At 63.6% G+C, this 18948-nt stretch carries 18 protein-coding genes; 3 read left to right on the forward strand and 15 right to left on the reverse strand.

The features are described 5' to 3' along the window. Positions 1 to 66: 66 nt before the first annotated feature. The 9 genes from Q5H89_RS14845 to Q5H89_RS14885 all read right to left on the reverse strand — a co-directional run bounded on the left by Q5H89_RS14845 (position 67) and on the right by Q5H89_RS14885 (position 8073). Positions 67 to 738, reverse strand: coding sequence for a hypothetical protein (locus Q5H89_RS14845; protein ID WP_305020124.1), 672 nt, complete (start codon positions 736 to 738; stop codon positions 67 to 69). Positions 739 to 1323: 585 nt separating this feature from the next. Then, positions 1324 to 1599, reverse strand: a complete 276-nt coding sequence (locus Q5H89_RS14850) for a hypothetical protein (protein ID WP_305020125.1) — start codon at positions 1597 to 1599, stop codon at positions 1324 to 1326. Next, complete coding sequence (locus Q5H89_RS14855) at positions 1577 to 2491, reverse strand: PLP-dependent lyase/thiolase (protein WP_305020126.1); 915 nt, start codon at positions 2489 to 2491, stop codon at positions 1577 to 1579. Before Q5H89_RS14855 ends, Q5H89_RS14850 begins: the two co-directional genes overlap by 23 nt. Further along, positions 2488 to 2880, reverse strand: a complete 393-nt coding sequence (locus Q5H89_RS14860) for a hypothetical protein (RefSeq protein WP_305020127.1) — start codon at positions 2878 to 2880, stop codon at positions 2488 to 2490. The genes Q5H89_RS14855 and Q5H89_RS14860 overlap by 4 nt, the downstream gene beginning before the upstream one ends. A gap of 191 nt (positions 2881 to 3071) precedes the next feature. Further along, complete coding sequence (locus tag Q5H89_RS14865; RefSeq protein WP_305020128.1) at positions 3072 to 3752, reverse strand: GNAT family N-acetyltransferase; 681 nt, start codon at positions 3750 to 3752, stop codon at positions 3072 to 3074. Continuing rightward, positions 3749 to 5326, reverse strand: coding sequence for a hypothetical protein (locus Q5H89_RS14870; protein WP_305020129.1), 1578 nt, complete (start codon positions 5324 to 5326; stop codon positions 3749 to 3751). Before Q5H89_RS14870 ends, Q5H89_RS14865 begins: the two co-directional genes overlap by 4 nt. 19 nt (positions 5327 to 5345) lie before the next feature. Then, entirely contained in the window at positions 5346 to 5888 is a 543-nt protein-coding gene (locus Q5H89_RS14875) for a hypothetical protein (protein WP_305020130.1), read from the reverse strand. Positions 5889 to 6348: 460 nt separating this feature from the next. Next, positions 6349 to 7023, reverse strand: a complete 675-nt coding sequence (locus Q5H89_RS14880) for a sensor histidine kinase (RefSeq protein ID WP_305020131.1) — start codon at positions 7021 to 7023, stop codon at positions 6349 to 6351. Between the two features lie 759 nt (positions 7024 to 7782). Further along, the gene (locus tag Q5H89_RS14885) at positions 7783 to 8073 is read right to left on the reverse strand and encodes an ATP-dependent Clp protease adaptor ClpS (protein WP_305020132.1); all 291 of its coding nucleotides are present in this window, start codon (positions 8071 to 8073) and stop codon (positions 7783 to 7785) included. A gap of 138 nt (positions 8074 to 8211) precedes the next feature. On the opposite strand from Q5H89_RS14885, the gene Q5H89_RS14890 reads away from it, so the two are divergent. From Q5H89_RS14890 to Q5H89_RS14900, 3 genes are all read left to right on the forward strand, one after another. Next, positions 8212 to 8769 (forward strand): hypothetical protein, encoded by a 558-nt coding sequence (locus tag Q5H89_RS14890; RefSeq protein WP_305020133.1) that lies wholly within the window; start codon positions 8212 to 8214, stop codon positions 8767 to 8769. A 7-nt stretch (positions 8770 to 8776) separates the two neighbouring features. Beyond that, positions 8777 to 10180 carry a cytochrome P450 gene (locus Q5H89_RS14895; RefSeq protein ID WP_305020134.1) on the forward strand — a complete coding sequence of 468 codons (1404 nt, stop codon included), beginning with the start codon at positions 8777 to 8779 and terminating at the stop codon, positions 10178 to 10180. 196 nt (positions 10181 to 10376) lie between these two features. Continuing rightward, positions 10377 to 12038, forward strand: coding sequence for a Na+/H+ antiporter (locus Q5H89_RS14900; RefSeq protein ID WP_305020135.1), 1662 nt, complete (start codon positions 10377 to 10379; stop codon positions 12036 to 12038). A 6-nt stretch (positions 12039 to 12044) separates the two neighbouring features. Here the strand turns inward: Q5H89_RS14900 and Q5H89_RS14905 are convergent, their stop codons facing one another. The 6 genes from Q5H89_RS14905 to fbp form a co-directional block, all read right to left on the reverse strand. Beyond that, on the reverse strand, positions 12045 to 12398 hold the full coding sequence (locus Q5H89_RS14905; protein WP_305020136.1) for a hypothetical protein: 354 nt from the start codon (positions 12396 to 12398) through the stop codon (positions 12045 to 12047). 237 nt (positions 12399 to 12635) lie between these two features. Continuing rightward, positions 12636 to 14702: an alpha/beta hydrolase family protein gene (locus Q5H89_RS14910; RefSeq protein ID WP_305020137.1), complete on the reverse strand. Its 2067-nt coding sequence runs from the start codon at positions 14700 to 14702 to the stop codon at positions 12636 to 12638. 94 nt (positions 14703 to 14796) lie between these two features. Beyond that, the gene (locus tag Q5H89_RS14915; RefSeq protein WP_305020138.1) at positions 14797 to 15216 is read right to left on the reverse strand and encodes a hypothetical protein; all 420 of its coding nucleotides are present in this window, start codon (positions 15214 to 15216) and stop codon (positions 14797 to 14799) included. Between the two features lie 82 nt (positions 15217 to 15298). Then, the gene (locus Q5H89_RS14920; protein ID WP_305020139.1) at positions 15299 to 15838 is read right to left on the reverse strand and encodes a hypothetical protein; all 540 of its coding nucleotides are present in this window, start codon (positions 15836 to 15838) and stop codon (positions 15299 to 15301) included. A 168-nt stretch (positions 15839 to 16006) separates the two neighbouring features. Continuing rightward, on the reverse strand, positions 16007 to 17551 hold the full coding sequence (locus Q5H89_RS14925) for an aldehyde dehydrogenase family protein (RefSeq protein WP_305020140.1): 1545 nt from the start codon (positions 17549 to 17551) through the stop codon (positions 16007 to 16009). 221 nt (positions 17552 to 17772) lie between these two features. Continuing rightward, entirely contained in the window at positions 17773 to 18792 is a 1020-nt protein-coding gene (fbp, locus tag Q5H89_RS14930) for a class 1 fructose-bisphosphatase (protein ID WP_305020141.1), read from the reverse strand. Positions 18793 to 18948: the final 156 nt, after the last annotated feature.

Genomic DNA, 18948 nt, shown 5'->3' on the forward strand with positions numbered 1-18948 from the left:
TCATATCGATTCTACTTGCTTTTAGTGAGGAATTACCACTGCCAAGCCTGCTACTTCGTGGTGCTATCAAGGAGCAAATCCCACCACCAGCAGCCGGTCACCCCGGCTTTCGTCGAGCGACACTTGCTTGAAAAATCCGGCGGGGCCGTCGGTGCTTACCTCGTCCAGGCGCTGCGCCTCGTGGGCCGAGTAGCGCACGCCGGGCGCGGCGGCCCGCAGCAGCCAGGGCGTGGCGGCGCGCCAGGTAGCCTGCGGGTACTGCGTCGTGGCAATGGTGCGCAGGCGCTGGCGGCCCAATTCGTCACAGTCGCCCGCAGCATCAGGCGCTGCTTCGGCCAGCGTGCGGGTAAACCATTGGAATGGGATAGGACTGGCCGTGGTGAAATAGAGGAGTATGCGATGACCCATGCGGGCTTCCAGCTGGCGGCAGTCCTGAAAGTGGGCGCTCCAGAGGCTAGAGCCCAGTCCCTGGCCCTTGCAGTCGTCACGCACGGCACTCAGGCCCAGATAGCAGCACAGGGTATACTCGACGTAGTGGTAGCCAACAGTGTAGAAGGCCGCCAGCCGGCCGGCCGCATCGCGCAGCGTATACAATTCGTGCTGCATGCCGGGCAGCGGTTCCGTTAGGCCTTTAAGGGCAAAGTGGCTGATACTTTTGTAACTGGGTGCCAGCAAGGCTGTTTGCTCGTCCAGCAGGCCGGTGTTGCCGTGGTAGTCGGTCAGCTTTTCGAGCGTCATAGGGCAAGGAAATTACCAGAGGAATGACAGGTGGTAGGCCGATGGCCGCGTCACCATCTGGGCATATCAATTACGCCTGCCCTTCAACTGGTTACCTACATGCCTACGCAAAAGAAGCAGGTAGCTATGGCACCCGCAATACCTATTTTTAGGTAGGCGCAAAGTAGCTTTTCGGGTAGCGCAGCCAGACGACGGGCGCGTACCCAATCACCAGCAGCCGGTCGCCGTTGCGCTCGTCCAAGGCCACGGAGTTGAAGAAGCTACCGGGCTGGCTGGCCGCTACTTGCTGTACCCTTAGATAGTCACGCTCTGAATAGCGCACATCGGGCGCGGCCCGACGTAGTAGGAAGGGCGTAACTATATCCCAGGTGGCTTGTGGGTACTGGGTAGTAACTAAACTCCGTACTACTTGCAGGCCCGACTCGTCGCAGTAACCAGTTTGTGTAGGCGCTGCCTTATCTAACGTATTAGTAAACCAAGCGAATATAATGGGGCTAGCCGTGGTAAAATACAATAGAATTCGTTGGCCGTGGCGAACTTCCGCTTGTCGGCAATTCTGAAGCAGCGCCTGCCACAACTGCTGGCCTAGCCCCTGATTCTATGCTCTTCGCCTACCGCAATCAGGCCCATGTAGCCGCACGGCAAGCCTGCTATGTCGTGGTAGCCCACCGTGCAAAACGCTGCCAGCTGCCCATCCGCGTCGCGCAGCGTATACAACTCGTGCCTCATGCCGGGCACAGGATAGGCGATTCCTTTGAGCGCAAACGGCCCAACAGCCACATAGCTCGGCGCCAGAAGCGCTTGGACTTCGGCCAATAACCCCCTGTTAACGTGGTAGTCAGTAATTTTCTCCAGGTTCATGGTGTGTGGCTGGATAAGAAAAGTTAGCTATAGCTCCGGTAAAGTGAGCGGCCCCGATATTGCCGCCCGTAGCCAGGGCCACTACTGGCTCTGGGCTGGTGGGGAGCTGCCACGCGGCGGCAACAGCAACGGCTGCCGCGCCCTCCAACTGCAGGCGCGTGGCGGCAGCGGTCAGCCGCATGGCCTCCGCAATGGCGGCTTCGGTTACGGCCACCCGTGTAGCGGCTTGCAGCGCGGGCTGGTTGGAAGGAGAAATATGGTTAATAGCCAGGCCATCAGCCAGGCTTGGCGAGCTAAAGGCCAGGGGAGCGGTTTGGTTAAAGCGCGAGTAAGCGGTTGGTTCGGCTCCCACGAGGCGGGCGGATATTCCCAGCTCGGCCACCCGTTCGGTGCAGGCGCGTAGCAGCGAACCGGTGCCCACCGGCACCACCAACCGAAATGCCGGCCCTAGCTGATGGGCAATTTCATCAACCACGGTTGCATAGCCCGCCAGCAGCCCGGCATGGTTCGCCAGTGGCACAAATAGCCACCCCAGGGTGGCCGCTTCGCGAGCGGCAGCGGCCTGGCCGGCATCGGCATTAAGGGAGCTTGCCACCAGCGTGGCCCCATGCGCTAGTAGCAACTGCTGCTTGTAAGCTGCCAGCGTGGGCGGGCAAAATACCCGGCACGGCACGCCCAGGCGCTGGGCAGCTACTGCCACGGCGATGCCGTGGTTGCCAGTGCTGTAAGTAGTTAGCCCGATAGGCGCAGGCGAGTCGGCCAGCACCTGCGCCACTCCACGCGCCTTTATCGAGCCGGCCGGGCTGGTAGTTTCCAGCTTCAGCCACAGCCCCGGCCGGGTGGCGGCCAGGGAAAGCAGGGGCGTAGGCGGAACAACGGCTGCAGGAGTCATTGGACAGGCAGCTGAGACACGGGCAGCACCACGTAATACAGCTGGTTATTTTCGCCCCGCACTTGCCAGCCGTCGCCGGTATGCGCCCGGAAAGCTTTGGTGTTTTCCTTGGCAATGGTCGCAAACAGGTAGTCGAAGCGACCAGCTACCTGCTTTAGCAATTGCTGCAAAAGCCGCTGTCGCAAGCCCGTGCCTTGATAGGGCAGGTCGATACAGGCTTGCGCCCCAGTGCCTACCCGGTCAGTGGGGGCTAGCTGCCCTTGCTGCCGAAGGGTCTCAACGGCCTGGTGGTGCGTGGCCAGTACGCCGTCGGTCGATACCGTGTTAAGTAGATAATAGCCCACTACCTCATCGGCCGCCATGGCTACCACCACCTGTTGGTTTTCCACTAGCGCCGTAAAAACCATCGAACTGAAGACGGCTCCCAGAAATCCATTTTGCGCAGTGGCGACTTGGCTTCTTTGCCAGCGCTGGTTGAGGCTTAGTAGCCCAGGGATATCGGCCGATTGGCCAGCCCGCACGGTAGGTGACAAAGCAGCCATGTGGGTTCCGGAATAGATGCTCGTGTTGTTATTTTGAATCAAACCACCTTAGGCGCGTAGCCAATCACCAATAGCCGGTCGCCCCGGCTTTCGTCGAGCTGCACGGCGTTGAAAAAGCTGGTGGGCTGGCCGGTACTTACCTCACTCAAGCGCTGGGTTTCGTGGGCCGAGTAGCGCATGTCGGGCGCTGCTTCGCGGAGCAGAAAGGGCGTAGCTGAGTCCCACGAGGCCTGCGGGTACTCCGTTTCGGCGATAATGCCCAGGCGCTGGCGCCCCAGCTCGTCAATGTAGCCGGTGGCGGTGGGCGCGGGGTCCGCTAAAACCCGGGTAAACCAGTTGAATACCAAAGGCGTCGCGGTGGTGAAATACAGCAGAATGCGATGCCCCAACTGTTTTTCTAAGTTTCTGCAATCAGCAAAGTGCGCAGTATAGAGCCTGCTGCCCAGCCCTTGGCCTTTGTAGGTGTCGCGCACGGCGCTCAGTCCCAAATGACAGCACGGAATAGCGCCGATAGTGTGATACCATATCGTAAAGAACGCGGCTAGGTGCCCTTCCTCGTCGCGGCAGGTGTATAGCTCATGCCGCATCCCTGGCTCCGCCTTGGTGAGGCCCTTGAGCCCAAAATGACCAAAACGCGCATAGCTGGGAGTTAACAGGTTCTTGATTTCATTCAGAAGCTGTTTATCACCTTGGTAATCAGTAAGTTTTTGCAGGGTCATGATTTCAGGAAGGTTGGAATGGTTGCCGTCAGAGTAAATCCCGCGCTCCACCGATTGGGCAAGCTGGCACTTCTGGCCCGCACTTGCGGAATGAGCAACAGCGTCCCACTACCCGCCTTCACCGGTACCACGATTCCCAGCGTGAGATTATGCAGGGCGTGCGTGTCGGCTGCCAGTAGCGCCTCGTACACGGCCGTAGCGCCGAAGCCGGGCAAGCCCTTGGCTGCCGTAACGGTAAGTTGCGATTGCAGGCTCAGGTAGCGTACGTGCGGTGGAATAGTCGGGTATAAAACCTTCTGCGTTACTACCACCGCCGTGCCTTGCAGGCTGGAAGTCTGATAGGTTTGCTGGTCGGCTTTGTTCAGCTGAAGTTGATTATTGGTGCCAATCCCGGCACTCCCACTCACATTCACCACCTCCGTTTCCCACACGCTGTTAAGAGTGGCTTGTAGCTGCCAGTAGTTGTCGTAGTAGGTATCGGCGTAGGTCTGCCCCACTTTGGCGGCGTTGAAAATCGGTTGTTTGGCTTGTCCGCCCAGCACCGAGCCAGTTCCCCAGAAGCGCCACCGACTCGACCACTTCACTGCCAGTTGCAACGAGTCGTACACCTGATACCGCTTCTTGCGGGTGGCCTCATTCAGGTCACATAGCAAGTCCTTCAGGGTGTGTTGGAAATCAGGACTGCTACATAAAGTGTCGACTGTTGAGGCATTGTGAGCGAGTGGGGGTATCTTGTTTTTTCCCACCTGCTGGTTGATATAACTAATTTCCTTTTCTTGCTTCCACTTGTCCCATTCATCACTAAGGATGGGCATCACGAGGTACTCGGCTGCCAAGTAATCTTTGTAGAACTCGCGGCCGTCGGCGCTTTCCGTATCGGGGGGCTCAAACTCGTCATCATAAAATCTGTCGGCACGAGTGCGTCCATGTTCATCCTTCCTAGTGTCTTTGTTGAGCCAGCTTTGAAACACGCGCCATTTCGTGATGAAGTCTGCCATCAGCGGGGCGTATGTATTCATTAAGCTGGCCTCGGTGTTCGGCTCCAACTCATTGGCCCATTTAGATTTGTCAATGGCCCGCATCCCCCGCATCTTCTGATGCAGGTTTTTCTTGGTGCGCTCCCGAAATTTCGACTGGTCGTTACCAAACACGAGCAGCGTTCCGCCTACCGCAAAATTCGTCGGGGAGCCGGCGTTTGAAAACAGATTCACGAAGCCCTGGTCGGGCGTGAAGCGCCCGTTGGCGATGAGCGCGATGTTAGGAGTTGTGTTGGGAATGACACCCCCCAGATTCAGCGTAACCGCTTGGTCGCTGACCGTAAAGCTGCTGCCCAGCGTCCGTCCCTCTGCCACCGATAAGCCCGTGGTGCTGACCTGCTTCTTATACAGCAACCGCCCATAACTTTCATCGGTTATGATGCGCCCGTCAAACGGGTGATTGAGCAGATAGTCGAGGTTTATAAATTTTGCCTTGTACTCCTCTTGGCAGTTTTGCCCCCTAGCCAGCCCCGGCAGCAATAGCAAAACCAGGCTAGCCAGCCGAATTACGAACAAACAAGCAAGTGATATTTTCATGCCTTTCAGTTAGTTATGCTTAGGGGCAGAATACCCGTAGCAGCTTCTCCCGCGCCGCCGCAAACTGCGGCCGCCGCAAGGCGACAAAGAATTCCGAAGTGTGGCCGGTAACGTGTTGGTGCGCGGTTTTTTCTACCGGAGTGAACGCATACCCAAGCTCCCGCAGCAGGTTCAGCCGGGGCGCGCCCTCGTACACGAAGCCAGTGAGCGACTGCAACCGCGTGTCGGCCATGGCCATCTCAAGGGCGGCCAGCCGTAGCCGACTATTCAGACCCATGTAATTGCGTCCGGGCAACGTAGCGCCCCGATTAAGTAAAAGCGTCGGAAAGGCAGGAAAATCGGGTGGCGGCAAGGAGTCACTGGCTTGTTGCAATTCCAGCAGCTTTGCGCACTCAATTACCTGCATCGTCGCTACCAGTCCTACCCCGGCGCAGTCGGCCACCAGCACCAGCCCGTCCCACCGAACTACGGCAGCCTCATCGGCCATGGTGAACTCCGGTGCGGCGCGGTAGGCAGCCAGGCGCAGGGCGGCTACGGCGGCAAACTCAGTAGCAGCAGCCAAGCGGGTGAATACAGAAGAAACCATGCCAGAATCACTCACTAGGGTAAGATACTGTCTCACAAATGTTAATCGCGTTACCCTGGCCGGCAATACTTACTTTTAGGTAATTTTCTATTATCGCACAACCCCTTAAAAACCATGCTCGTGGGCAAAGCGCCCCAGCTCGGCTACACTATGCACCCCCAGCTTGTGCATCAGGTTGCGCCGGTGAGTGCTCACGGTCAGCCCGTCCAGCTGGGGGGCAGGTACAGGTCGAGCAGTACCAGGTCGGCGGCCGGGGCTAGCGCCGCGGCCAGAAAGCTCAGCAGCGCCTCGCCAGTGGCAGCCCGGTTCCTTCCAGGTCGGGCTCCTGCCCAAGCAGGGCCGCCAGCCCCGGCGTGAGCGTCGGATGGTCATCAAGCAACAGCAGGCGACAGGGCATGAGGCAAAAACTGATAATGTCAGTTTCAGGGTAAAAAGGTTACACGGGCAGCTCGACCGTAATGACCGTGCCGCGCCCCGGCTGCGTACTGACCAGCACCTGGCCGCGCAGGTAGCCGGCCCGCACCCGCACCCCGCGCAAGCCCAGGCCGCCCCGCCGGGGGGCGGGGCTCCGCGGGTCAAACCCCCGGCCATTATCCCGCACGTTTAGGCGCAGGCTGGCGGGGAAGCGCTGCACTTCCACGTGCACGTGCTGCGCCTGCGCGTGCCGGAGGGCATTGTGCAGCAACTCCGCTACGATGCGGTAGGCCGCCTGCTGAACCGGCCTCGGCAGGCTAGCCGTAGCTGGGTCGCAGTAACACGCGACCACCGGGCCATCATCGGTCAGGCTGAGCGTTTCCGTTAGCAGCACCACTGCTTCGGATAGCGGGGGCTGCTCGCCCCCCGGCGGGTTGGGCAGCAGCGCCTGGCTCAGCGTACGCACATCGTGCCGTAGCTGCCGCAGCAAGGCTTCGGTGTGTTCGTGGGCCTCCGCCAGCAGGGCCGCTCGGTGCGCCAGGGCCTGGCGCACTGAGCGGCCCTGCCAGGCCAGGTGCAGGGCGGTCAGGCCGGGGGCCAGGGCATCGTGCAGCTCCCGGGCGAGGGCCTCCCGCTCCTCGTCCTGCGCCGCAATAAGGCGCTGCCCGGCCGCGGCTCGCTCGCGCAGGTGGCGCACCCGCCACGCCGCGTTCTGCCGCTGGGCGTTGCGATACCGAATTGTGAGCAGGATACTTAGCGTGAGCAGCTCCGCTGCCAGGCCCCAGGCCAGGGAGTTGGGCTCGACCAGGTGGATATTGACCCAGCCGGTGTGGTTGAGCAGAAAATTTCCGGTGCCGATGATGAAAAACGGGTAGGTAAACCTGCGCGAGTTAAATCGGGCTTATATCAAAGCACCCGACCGGCTACGACACCAACTTGACACCCAGGCACCCCCTGGTGCAGTATGATTCTGGTTTATGCGTAGGCGCGGCATTGCACGCAGATAAACTTGACTTGAAAAAGCTAACCGTCTTTTCCATTCGCTACCTCCCGCGCTCCGTGGTGCTAAGTTGTGTGGATGCGTAGGCAATGCAGTAACCCACGACCCTGTGCAGATTGCCAAGTATTTGTTAGAAGAGTTCGGGAACTCTGAGCGGCATTGTCTGTTGCAATCTTCTTCGACTCATGTATACGTCGCCGTTGCGGCGGGGGAACACTACGCCGTGGTAAAGCTTGGTGAGGAACAGACCTCCTCTACGAAGGAGGAGAGAAAGGCGTACGTTAAGGGCAGTGTATCACAATAAGGAAGGCCCACGTCACAGAAAGTAGGAAGGAATCTGTGACGTGAGCCTTTTAAGCTGGGTAATAATTTTACAACTGCTTGATTTATAACAGCTCCAAAAATGCTCTGTTTTAAGTTAAGGTTTTAAAAGGAAAATCCATTCAGCAGGCAAAATCAAACGATGTCGGCCGAGATGCCCCGGTCGTGGATGGCCGAGCAGCGGGGCTCCAGCTCCTCATAGGTGCCGTTTTTGACGGCGCACTTGCCCTTGTGGTGGATGAGCAGGGTGCACTGCTCGGCCTGCTCGGGCTCGTGGCCACACACCTCAATGAGCGTCTGAATGACGTGGTCGAAGGTGTTCACGTCGTCGTTGTAGACTACGAGCGTGCGTAATTCCTGCTCGTCTTCGAGCAAGAGCACGTCGTCCTGATAGTCGGTCTGCGGGCGGGTAGCGGGGAAAGCCATGGCACAAAAATACGGCGGCCCCGGCGAAGCGTGGGGCCGCCTGATAACGCCCGGCCAGGGGGTTTCGTTCGGGTGGAACAACTACTTTACCGACCTTTGCCAAAGAGGGTGGGGCTAGCCCGCCCGCTGCCGTAGCTTATGCCCGTCCCGTCTGCCGATTTTAAAAAAGCCGTGGCTCGCCTCTCCGACAAGGAAAAGGAGGCCCTCATTGTGCGCGCGGCCCGGCGCGATGCCGAACTTTACGACACGTTCAGCTTTGAGCTGCTGCCCGACGTGACGCTCGAAAGCGTGTACGAGGCCAGCGCCGACCGCATTCACGAGCTGTTCAACGTGGCCGTAACGGGCCGCCTGCTCAACCGCAGCCTGGTAAAAGCTCTGCGCGGGGCTACCCAGGAGGCCGCCCGCGCCCGCCGCGTTACCAAGAGCAAGCAGCTCGAAATCGACCTGAGTATGTACGCGCTACGACTGATTTTTGAGAACTACACCGGGCAGTTCGACAGCGTGTACCAAGGGTTTTTTGTGGGCACGGCACGGCTGGCGGTGCGCCTCACCAACCTCATTCCTAAGCACCTGCACGAAGACTTGTGGCTGGAGTATAAGCCCGAGCTGGACGATTTTCTGACCCAGCTGCACGGCCGCAAAAAAAGCCGCGAATTGAAGTTTGAACTGCCGCGCGCCTTGGTGCTGCCCGATTAAGCCAGCCATGAGCCAACCTACCCCTGGTGCCCCGGCTAGCGGCTGGCCGCAGGTGCCGCGCCGCATCACGCTGCGCAACTCGCTGAAATCGGCCCGCGACCCCATCGGGGCGCTCGACAAGCTGCTGGCCCACTACGGCGACACGGTGCGCCTGTACCTGGGCGGCGTGCGGCCCTCGGTCGTCACGCGCGACCCGGCCCTGGTGCAGCACATTTTGCAGAAAAACCACCGCCGCTACCACAAGTCGGACCTCACGCACGGGCTGCTGCGCTACCTGGGCCGCGGCCTGCTCACGAATGAGGGCGCCGACTGGCTGCGCCAGCGCCGGCTCATTCAGCCCGGCTTTCACCGGCAGCGGCTGGCTGGCCTCACGCGCCTTATGCGCGCGGCGGCCGACGAGTGGGTGGCCGAGCTGGATTTGCTAACCGCCGCTAGCCCCGTGGCCGAGCTGGATGTGCACGCGGCCATGACGCGGGTGGCGTTTCGCATCGTGGCCCGCTCGGTGTTTGGCGACAGCCTGGGCGAGAGCCAGCTCACCCAGCTCAGCGACTGGCTCACGGCCATTCAGGCGTTTTATGTCAACACCATTCGGCAGCCCTACCTGCGGCCCTGGCACTGGGCACGGGGCAGCTACGGCCGCCACGACCGGCTAGCCCGCCAGCTGCGCGAACTGGTGCGGGCGGCCATTGGCCGGCACCGCGCCGCCCGGGCCGCCCCCGCCGGCACGCCCGCCCCCGACGACCTGCTGCAAATGCTGCTCGACGCCCGCTACGAAGACACCGGCGAGCCGATGGCCGACGAGCAATTGCTCGACGAACTGAACATCCTACTCGTGGCCGGGCACGAAACCTCGGCCAACGCCCTGGCCTGGGCCCTGTACCTGCTAGCCCGCCACCCCGCGGCGCAGGCCGAGCTGGTGGCCGAGATTGAGCAGGCGCTGCCCGGCGGCCGCCCGCCCGAGTTTGAGGACCTGCCCCGGCTGCCTTTCGCCCTGCAAGTGGTGCAGGAGGCCATGCGCCTCTACCCGCCCGCCTGGGTCATGGACCGCGTGGCCACCGAGGCCGACGAGTTTCAGGGCCAGCCCATTGCCAAGGGTACGCTGTTTACGCTCTACCTCTACGGCCTGCACCACCACCCCGCGCTGTGGCCCGATGCCGAGGCGTTTCGGCCCCAGCGCTTTGCGGCGGGGGCGCAGCCGGCCCCGCCGGCCTACGGCTACCTGCCCTTCGGGGCCGGGCCGCGCCTGTGCGTGGGCCAGCACTTTGCCCTTACCGAGCTGCAGCTGGTGCTCATTCAAACCCTGCGGCGCTACCACGTGGCGCCCGCTAGCCCGGCCGTGCCGGGCATGGCCCCGCTCGTGACGCTGCGGCCGGGCGGCGCGCTGCCGCTGCGGTTTCGGCGGCGGGAGTAAGGCGTTACTGCTTAGCCGAGACTGACCTTGAGGCTGCGAAATACGTATACTCTCCCAGGCCGTCATGCTGAGCTTGCCGAAGCATCTTGCTCGAATCGTTGGGGAGCAACCCTAGCGGGGCGAGCAAGATGCTTCGGCAAGCTCAGCATGACGGTTTTAGTTTGGTTAGAACATAAGACGATTACTAGCTGCCGATTTGGAACACCTTACCCTGATAATATTCCTGCTGGCGCTGCTGGTGGCGCTGTCGGCCGTGGCGCCCAGGCTCAAGCTGCCCTACCCGGTGCTGCTGGTGGTGGCGGGCGGGCTGCTCGGGCTGGTGCCCGGCCTGCCGGCCATCAACATCGACCCCAACCTGATATTTTTCATCTTCCTGCCGCCGCTGCTCTACGAGGCCAGCTACCAAATGTCGTGGCACGAGTTTGTGGCCAACCGGCGCCCCATTACGCTGCTGGCGGTGGGGCTGGTGCTGCTTACGACCACCATTGTGGCGGCCCTGGCGCACTACTTTATTCCGGGCTTTAGCTGGGCCATGGGCTTTGTGCTGGGCGCCATTGTGGCCCCGCCCGATGCCGTGGCGGCCACGAGCGTAACCAAAGGGCTAGGCCTGCCGCGCCGCATCACGGGTATTCTGGAGGGCGAAAGCCTGGTGAATGATGCCTCGGCGCTCATTGCCTACCGCTACGCCGTGGCGGCGGTGGTGAGCGGCACGTTTGGCCTCTGGGATGCCAGCTGGCACTTTTTGCTGGTGGCCGGGGGCGGGGCGGCCATCGGCGTGGCGGTGGGCTACGTGGTGGTGCGGGTGCAAAACTTCCTCACCGATGCCACGCTCATCACGGCGCTGTCGCTGCTGCTGCCGTTTGGGGTGTACCTGGCCGCCGAGCACGTGCACGTGTCGGGGGTGCTGGCCGTGGTGGCGATGGGCCTGATGATGAGCCGCCGCTCGCACGATATCTACGACAACCAAACGCGGCTGCTCAAGCACAGCTTCTGGCGGGTGCTGGGCTTTCTGCTCAATGGGCTGGTGTTTCTCATCATTGGGCTCGAGTTGCGCTCTATCCTGACCGGGCTGGGGGCGGCGGCCTTCTGGCCCATGCTGGGCTACGGCCTGCTGGTGAGCGCGGCGGCCATCGCCATCCGGCTGGGGTGGGTGTTTCCGGTTAGCTTTCTGGGGCACTGGCTGGGGCGCTGGCTGGGCCGCACCGAGGAGCGGGCGCCCAAGCGCAACCTCTTTATCACGTCGTGGGCCGGTATGCGGGGGGTGGTGTCGCTGGCTACGGCGCTGGCGCTGCCGCTGGTCGTGCGGGGCGGGCAGCCGTTTCCGCAGCGCAATGCCATCCTGTTTCTCACCTTCACCGTTATCTTGGTTACGCTGCTGGTGCAGGGCCTGAGTTTGCCGTGGCTGGTGCGCCGGCTGAATGTGCAGGAGTCGCCGGCCGCCCGCGCGGCCGAAGAGCAGGCCCTGCGCCTGGCCCTCACCACCGATTCGCTGGCCTATCTTGAAGCCCGCATCAAGGCCGAAAAAGAAGCCCCCGACCCCAGCCTGCTTACCCTGCGCGAAGTAATGCGCCGCCAGGCGCGGCGCCTGCACGGCACCTTTGCCGCCAACGAGGCCACCGACGAGCAGCCACCCACCGAGGCCGAAACTCAGGCCGCCGCCTCGTTCGAAGGCCTGCTGCGCTGCCGCCTTGCCGTGACGGAGCACCAGCGGGCGCTGCTGGTAAAGCTGCACCGGGCCGATACGTACAGCGAAGAAGCCATCCGGCAGGTAGAGCTGGAGCTGGACCGCTTTGAGATTGCGCTCGATACCCAGCTGGCTACCGTGCAGCAGCCCCCCGAGCCGGCGGCTGGTGCCTAGTAGTACTTAGCGCATGGCCAGCTCGCGCAGGCTGGCGGCCGCGCTGGCATCGTCGTGCAGCTGCTCGAAGCGCTCGTACTCGCTCTCGGTGAGCACCGTGCGCAGGCGCTGGGCCAGCAGCTCGGGCGTGCGGGTGAGGCGCTGGTGCTTTTGCACGGCCTGCTGCACCGCTATTGTTTGGCTCGGCGACAGCTGCAGGCTGGCCGCCAGGTAGCGCACCAGGGGGCTGGCCCCTATGCCCCCGCCGGCCAGTACCCCTACGCTGGGGGTAGGGCGCTCGGGGTCGCGCGAGGAGGCCCGGGCGGGCTGCTGGCTCAGAACCAACAGGGCAAGAAAGCTGGAGGTAAGTACTGTTTTCATCAATAAAAAGACGGGAGAGTGGAGAGCAGCCGCCGAAACGACCTGCCTGTTTGAAGCAGCGTAGGCCGTTCGACGTAGTAAAGGTGCGACGGCCGTTTTCTTTTTACAATCCAACTTGCTCATTGGTAAGTCCTGCAATCCCAATGAGGTCTTTTTACATGCGAAAGAGCTAATTATTTAGCTAAACAATCCTATTTCCTGGGTGAACCTAACTATTTACTCGCCCAGTGGCGGTGGCTAGGGCAGCAGGCGGGCGCCCAGGGCCCGGCGCAGGTCGGGCACGTCGTAGGCGCGCAGCACGCCGGGCACTACCTCGGAGTAGGCATCTTTGGCGGCCGGGTTTTCGAGGTAGTACTGGAAGGAGGGTGGCCCGCCGCTCACCTGCACCTGCGCTATTGCGGGGGCCCACGCCGGGGCCGGGCCGGGCGGCGCGGGGGCGGCGCTGGTCATGGGGTAAGGCTGTTTGGCCACTTGGGGGCTTAGCAGCGCCGCGTGCAAGGCCGTTAGGGCCGCCCGGCCATCGGCCCGCAGCAAAATGGGCAGCTGCCCGAAGCGGCTGTCGTTGCGCAGCAGCGTGAGCAGGGTGCTTACGTCCGTTACGCGCTGGGCCAGCAGCGGGTGGCCCAGGTGCAGGGCCAGCAGCGCATCGCGGTATTCCTGGTTGTAGTATTTGGGGTCGTTGAAGGCCGCCGGGTCGGTGGTTTCGCCCAGGCCGCGCAGGTCGGCCAGCAGCACGGCGGTGCCCTGGCGCTGGTAGGCGGCTAGCCGGGCGGCGCTGTCGCGCAGTACCGTGGCCATGCCCTGGCCGGGCAGCCACAGCACGAGGCGGGTAGGGGCGGGCGCGCCCGGGGCGGGCATAAGCAGCCGGGCGGGCAGGGGCGGGTTGTCATCGTCGCGGCGCAGCAGCAGGCCTTGCAGGGCCAGGCCACCCGGCAGGCGCAGGGTGTCGCGCAGCACAACGCTCAGCCTGGCTGCACCCCTGGCCGGCGGCCACAGCCCTAGCTGCTGGCCGAGCACGCGGGCTAGTGCCTCGGGCGCATAGGCCGGCCGGTGGCTGGCCAGCGCCCGCGCGGCGGCCAGGTGAATGGCCGCCAGGCTTTGCTCATTCTTAAACGCCGTGCCCACCTGCCCGGTAGCCGTGCAGCGCAGCGTGGCCTCGGGCAGCGCGATGGGCGTGGCCTCCTCGGCCACGGCCGGGCCGCTAGCCCCCAGCCAGCGCCGAAACCACGCCACGGCCGCCGCCCGCTTGGGGGCCGAGATGCCGTGGCCGTCGTCGTAGGTGAAGAGGTCAGCCTTCTCGGCCTGGCCTAGCGCAGTGTAGGCCCGGTGGGTGTCGGCGTAGGCGGCCTCCATGTCGGTCTGGTCCACAAAATCGTAGCGTCCCGTCAGCAGCAGCAGCGGTTTGGGGGCAAACATGAGGAGCCAGTCGGCCACGTCGAAGCCGGCTGCCCCGGCACCGGGCAGCATCACGCAGCCATCGGCGGGGCCGGTGGCGGTGAGGTTGCGCTCACCGGCCGCCACGTAGCTGCACAGCGCGGCGGCCTGCACCCGGTCGTCGTAGGCCATGAAGTAGGCCGTTTGGGTGGCGCCGCCCGAGTTGCCGAGGCAGCCCACGCGGGCAGCATCCACCTCGGGCCTGGTGAGCAGGTAGTCGAGGCCGCGCACGTTGTCCCACAGCTCCTCGGCGGGTAGGTTGGTGCCCAGCAGCGTGGCCTGGGCGTTGAGCAGCGTGTGCTCGGTGGTGCCGCCCCGGGTGAGGAACTTACCGCCAGGGTCTACCAACTGCATTCGCTCGCCTTGCGAAACCGGGTCGATGACGAGCACCACGAAGCCGTTGCGGGCCAGGAGCCGGGCCGTTTGCTGATACGAGGGCGTGGCCTTGCTAGCCTGCTCGTGGCCGCAAAAGAGCAGCGCGGCCGGCCGCTTGCCCCGGCCGTCGGGCACGTACAAATTGGCCGTAACGTGGTGGTGGGGCTGGCTCTCATAAAGCACCTTTTCAATCTGAAAGCCCGCCTGCGGCACCGTGCCCACCACCCGCGCCCGCAGCGGCGTGCGCGCCGGCAGTGGCCCCAGCACCCGCCGGAAGCGCGCCCGCGCCGAGTCGCGGTACGCCCGCGTGCCCGCCGCCGAGGCCAGGGCCGCATCGAGGGCCAGCCGGCGCGGGGCGTACTGCTGGTGCACCTGCTGCAGCAGGTAGGTGGGCAGCGTGGCGGGCGCCTTCCAGTCGATAACGGGCGGAAGGGGGGCCTGGGCAGCGGTGGGGCGGGCGGCCAAAAGCAGCAGCAATACAAGCAAGCGAAGCATACCCCAAAGAACGGTCCCGCCCGCCCGACGCTGCATTAAAAAAGCCGGCCCCCGCAAGGAAGGCCGGCTTTTCAGAGCTGGAAACGCGCGCGCCCTACGCAGGCAGCGTAGCGCGGTGGGTGGTTACGGCGGCTTGCGCGGCCGTGAGCGTGCCCACCTGGGCGGCCACCTGCTCGGCATCCACGTTGGCCAGGAAGGCAGCGGCGCCGGTGCGGGCACTGTTGCGCTCGGTCAGGTTGTCTTTGCGGTCGTGGGCGCGGCGCAGCTTGCTTTCGGCTTGCTTCCTGAGCGCGGCCGGCACGTTGGGGGTGTTGAGCATGGCCGTGTACGAGTCGATTTCGGCCTGCACGCCCGCCAGGCGGGCCGCTACGTCGGCGGTGCTGCGGTCGGCCTGGGTGGCGGCAAAGCCCAGGTTCGTGGTGCGGTGCTGGTAGCCGTCCAGCTCGGCTTGCAGGTCGGTGAGGGCGTCGTCGCACTCGGCGCGGGTGGTCAGTAGGGTCAGGTCAAGGGCCATGACAGTCAGGAGTAAAAGGTGAATAAATGCATTTGCTCAAATGTAGTAAAGCAAAAGTATTTATTTGCCTGCGCCAGGCCCGCTAGCCAGGCGCCAGCAGCTTGCTTAGCGCTACGGCCTCGGTTTCCAGGGCTTCGGCCCGCAGGCGCAGCAGGTGGTAGCGGGCAGCGGTTTCGCCGTCGAGGTCGGCGGCAGCTTGCGCCTGCCGGCGCAGCAGCCAGGAGTGGGCGCGCTCCTCGGCCCGGGCCAGCAGGTCGGGCAGGGCCTGTTGCCAGCGGCGGGCTGTTGCCAGGGTTTGGGTGAGGGCGGCCAGCTCGCGGCGCAGGCGGGCGGCATGGTGCTGGCAGTAGTCGCGGCGGGCTAGCAGCGGGGCCGCGTCGGGCGGGGCCAGGTGGGCGGCGGGGGCGGGGGCTTCGGTAGGCGCGCCGGGGGCAGGCAGGGCTTGCAGCAGCGGCAGCAGACGCTGGGCCACGGCGGGGCTTAGGCCGCGCTGGCCAGCTTCGAGGCGGCTATGCTGGCCGGGATTAATACCCAGATACACGGCCAGCGTGGCTTGGTCGAGGCCGAAGTACCGGCGCACCTCGGCCAGCACCGAAGAGGAATAAGCAGCTTTGCGCGCCATAGCAAAAAATAAATAAGGCAAGAATAAACTTAGAGGCGTAAAAATACTTGCCGCCACTGACAAGTATTTGGCAAGAATAAAGAAGGAACGGGTAGCATACTTGCCACTGTCGGCAAGTATGCTACCCGTTCCTTCTTTATTCTTGCCAGCTTACGGCTACCCCACGGGCTAGGCCTTCTCGGGCAACAGCACGGCATCGGGGTAGTTGCCGAGCACGGGCTGGCCGGGGGCGCCCTGGGTCACGGCCTCCACGAGCAGCTTGCCGCCCACGAAGGCGCCCTTCCAGCTTTCGCCCAGGCCGCCGAATACCTCCTCGCGGTCGCCGCGGCTGCGCAGCTTGTTGATGCCCACCTTAAAGGCGCGCAGCTCCTTGCCGGTGCGGGTGGCCCACTTCTCGTCGTCGGAGCCGAGCGCCGTGACGAGGGCGCCGTTCGAGATGTTCATCTCGCCCACCAGCTCCTCCACGCGGTCGACGAGCACCACCGTGTCGATGGGGCCGAAGGGTTCCTTGAAGTACAGCTCGGCCTGGCGGGGCAGGCCCACCAGGGCGCGCGGGGCGCGGTAGGCCGAGCGGTCCTGGCCGGGCAAAAAGAGGCTGTCGTCGAGCTTGCCCTGGTAGAACGGGATGGCGCCGTGCTTGCTGGCATCGGTGAATAACTCGTCGAGGCTCTTGGCCTGGTTGGCATTAATAACCGGGCCAAAAGCCAGGTCGGGCAGCTTATCGCCGGCCGCGTCTACCAGGGTCGGGTTGCCCACCTTGAGGCTGCCGATGGCCTTGGTATAGGTTTCCAGAAACTCCGGAAACAGGTCGCGCTGCACCACCCAGCGCACGTAGGCCGTGCAGCGCTGCTTGCCGTAGTCGTAGCCTTTCACCAGTTGGTCGGCCAGCTTGTCCCACTGCGAGTAGTCCCAGATGCCGTAGGTGTTCACGCCCTCCATTTCGAGCATGTAGCGCTTGTGCTCCACGCTGAGGGCGTCGGCGATGTTGCGGCCGTTGTAGCGGCCGCCCACGAAGCTGAGGCAGTCCACGGCCGGGTCCTTCACCAGCACGTCGCTCAGCTCGCCGCCGGGGCCGCTCACCAGGGTCACCGGCAGGCCGGCGCGGCGGGCAATGGCGAAGGTGAGGCTGAGCGAGATGAAGCCGCCGTCGGTGGGCGTTTTGGCGATAACCGAGTTGCCGGCCAGCACCTGCACCAGCACCGCGTGCATGAGCACCGACATGGGGTAGTTCCAAGAGGCAATGTTGCTGACGAGGCCCAGCGGGCGGCGGTCGCCGAGCAGGCCTTCAATGTTGTCCACATACCACTGCACGCCCTCGATGGCGCGGTCGATGTCGTTGAAGCCAAGCTTGTAGGTTTTGCCGATTTCCCACATCAGCAGCTTGCTCACCAGGTCGATGTGCGGGCGCAGCTGGTCGAGGCAGTCCTGCACGCGGCGGCGGCGCTCCTGCAAGTCGGTGGCGGCCCAGGCGGCGGCTTCGCCCTTGGCGAAGCGCACGGCGCGCAGGGCGGCATCGTGCTTGAGCATGGGCAGCGAGCCAATGTCGGAGCCGTCGATGGGCGAGATGAACGGCCGGGGCTCGCCGGGCTCCTGCCACTTGCCTTCGAACAGGTTGAGAAAGCCGCCGTTAGGGGCAAATATTTCGGGCACGGCCTGCTTCACATCGTTCAGCAAGTGGCTGAATTCAACTTCGGGCGCAATGATTTTAGGCATGAGAAAGAAGGGCGCCGGAGATAGAGCAGGCGCGTTGGTGACAGAATAGTTTCAGGAACAGGCCAGGTAGCTGTAAGTTAAAAATTGGCCGTCATTGCGATTGGCTGTCATTGCGAGCGCAGCGAAGCAATCGCACCAAAACAGAACACGAACGGCTCGTTCCGATGCGATTGCTTCGCTGCGCTCGCAATGACAGGCGACTCTTACGTTGGCACCAAAATCTACCCCATCGCCACGGCTTGCAGTTCGCGCACCAGCTCGGCCGAGCCCACGAAGAGCGGCACGCGCTGGTGCAAATCCTGGCTAGGGGGTACGTCGAGCACATCGGCGGCGCCGGTCACGGCCACGCCGCCGGCCTGCTCGGTCACGAAGGCAATGGGGTAGGCCTCGTAGAGCAGGCGCAGCTTGCCGCTGGGCCACTCGCCGGTGGGCGGGTAGAGGTAAATGCCGCCCGTGAAGAGGTTGCGGTGGTAGTCGGCGGCCAGCGAGCCCACGTAGCGGGCCGTGTAGCGGCGCTCCTTGCAGGTGGTGAGGAAGGTGCGCGCAAACTCCGGAAAGTCAAACCAGTTGCCTTCGTTGCATGAGAACACTGCGCCCTGCGCCGGAATCGTGAGCCTGGGGTGCGAAAGGAAGAATTCGCCCAGGCTCGGCTCATACGTGAAGCCCGCCACGCCGTGGCCAGTGGTGTACACCAGCATCACGCTGGAGCCGTAGAGAATGTAGCCCGCCGCCACCTGCGCCCGGCCACCCTGGGTAAAATCTTCGGCCCTAGCCGGCCCGCCGTAGCGGCTCACGCGCCGGTAAATGCTGAAGATGGTGCCCGTGCTCACGTTGAAGTCCAGGCTCACCGAGCCATTCAAGGGGTTGAGGGCCACCACGTACTTGCCATCCTGGTTGCCGGTTTCGATGAGGTCGGGCCGGGCCTCGCTTAGCACGGCGCAGCACTCGCGGCCGTTGGTGAGGGCACGCACGAAGCGAATGTGCGCCTCCTCGCCCAGGCGGTGGCGCGGGGCGGTGGTTTCGCCCTCGGGCCCCACGGCCTCGGCCAGGGTGCTGAGGCCGGCGCGGCTTACCTCGCGCACCATGATTTTGCTGGCCAGGGCAATGTCGCGCAGCAGCTGCGACAACTCGCCGGTGGCAAACGGAAACTCGGCCTGCTTGCGCATGATGTAGCGCTCCAGGGTGGTGCCGACGGGCGTGGCCAGCTCATCGTGCGAGGGTAGGGTAGCGGGTTTAGACATAGCAAAGGGCTGGCCAGTGGGCCAGGAATAATAGTCAGAATAAGCAACGACCCTGGCGTATAGCCCCACCCCCGGCCCCTCCCCTGCGGGGGAGGGGCCGGGGGTGGGGCCTGGGGTGGGGCGGCACACCGGAGCCTGATACGCGCTAACGTCCGC

Source organism: Hymenobacter cheonanensis, from assembly GCF_030581075.1.
Classification (GTDB): domain Bacteria; phylum Bacteroidota; class Bacteroidia; order Cytophagales; family Hymenobacteraceae; genus Hymenobacter.

Excerpts from the sequence above, each read along its gene's own strand:
- Q5H89_RS14845 (WP_305020124.1), bottom strand. The coding sequence starts at position 738 with ATGACGCTCGAAAAGCTGACCGACTACCACGGCAACACCGGCCTGCTG.
- Q5H89_RS14850 (WP_305020125.1), bottom strand. The coding sequence starts at position 1,599 with ATGAACCTGGAGAAAATTACTGACTACCACGTTAACAGGGGGTTATTG.
- Q5H89_RS14855 (WP_305020126.1), bottom strand. The coding sequence starts at position 2,491 with ATGACTCCTGCAGCCGTTGTTCCGCCTACGCCCCTGCTTTCCCTGGCC.
- Q5H89_RS14865 (WP_305020128.1), bottom strand. The coding sequence starts at position 3,752 with ATGACCCTGCAAAAACTTACTGATTACCAAGGTGATAAACAGCTTCTG.
- Q5H89_RS14870 (WP_305020129.1), bottom strand. The coding sequence starts at position 5,326 with ATGAAAATATCACTTGCTTGTTTGTTCGTAATTCGGCTGGCTAGCCTG.
- Q5H89_RS14885 (WP_305020132.1), bottom strand. The coding sequence starts at position 8,073 with ATGGCTTTCCCCGCTACCCGCCCGCAGACCGACTATCAGGACGACGTG.
- Q5H89_RS14890 (WP_305020133.1), top strand. The coding sequence starts at position 8,212 with ATGCCCGTCCCGTCTGCCGATTTTAAAAAAGCCGTGGCTCGCCTCTCC.
- Q5H89_RS14895 (WP_305020134.1), top strand. The coding sequence starts at position 8,777 with ATGAGCCAACCTACCCCTGGTGCCCCGGCTAGCGGCTGGCCGCAGGTG.
- Q5H89_RS14905 (WP_305020136.1), bottom strand. The coding sequence starts at position 12,398 with ATGAAAACAGTACTTACCTCCAGCTTTCTTGCCCTGTTGGTTCTGAGC.
- Q5H89_RS14910 (WP_305020137.1), bottom strand. The coding sequence starts at position 14,702 with ATGCTTCGCTTGCTTGTATTGCTGCTGCTTTTGGCCGCCCGCCCCACC.
- Q5H89_RS14915 (WP_305020138.1), bottom strand. The coding sequence starts at position 15,216 with ATGGCCCTTGACCTGACCCTACTGACCACCCGCGCCGAGTGCGACGAC.
- Q5H89_RS14920 (WP_305020139.1), bottom strand. The coding sequence starts at position 15,838 with ATGGCGCGCAAAGCTGCTTATTCCTCTTCGGTGCTGGCCGAGGTGCGC.
- Q5H89_RS14925 (WP_305020140.1), bottom strand. The coding sequence starts at position 17,551 with ATGCCTAAAATCATTGCGCCCGAAGTTGAATTCAGCCACTTGCTGAAC.
- fbp (WP_305020141.1), bottom strand. The coding sequence starts at position 18,792 with ATGTCTAAACCCGCTACCCTACCCTCGCACGATGAGCTGGCCACGCCC.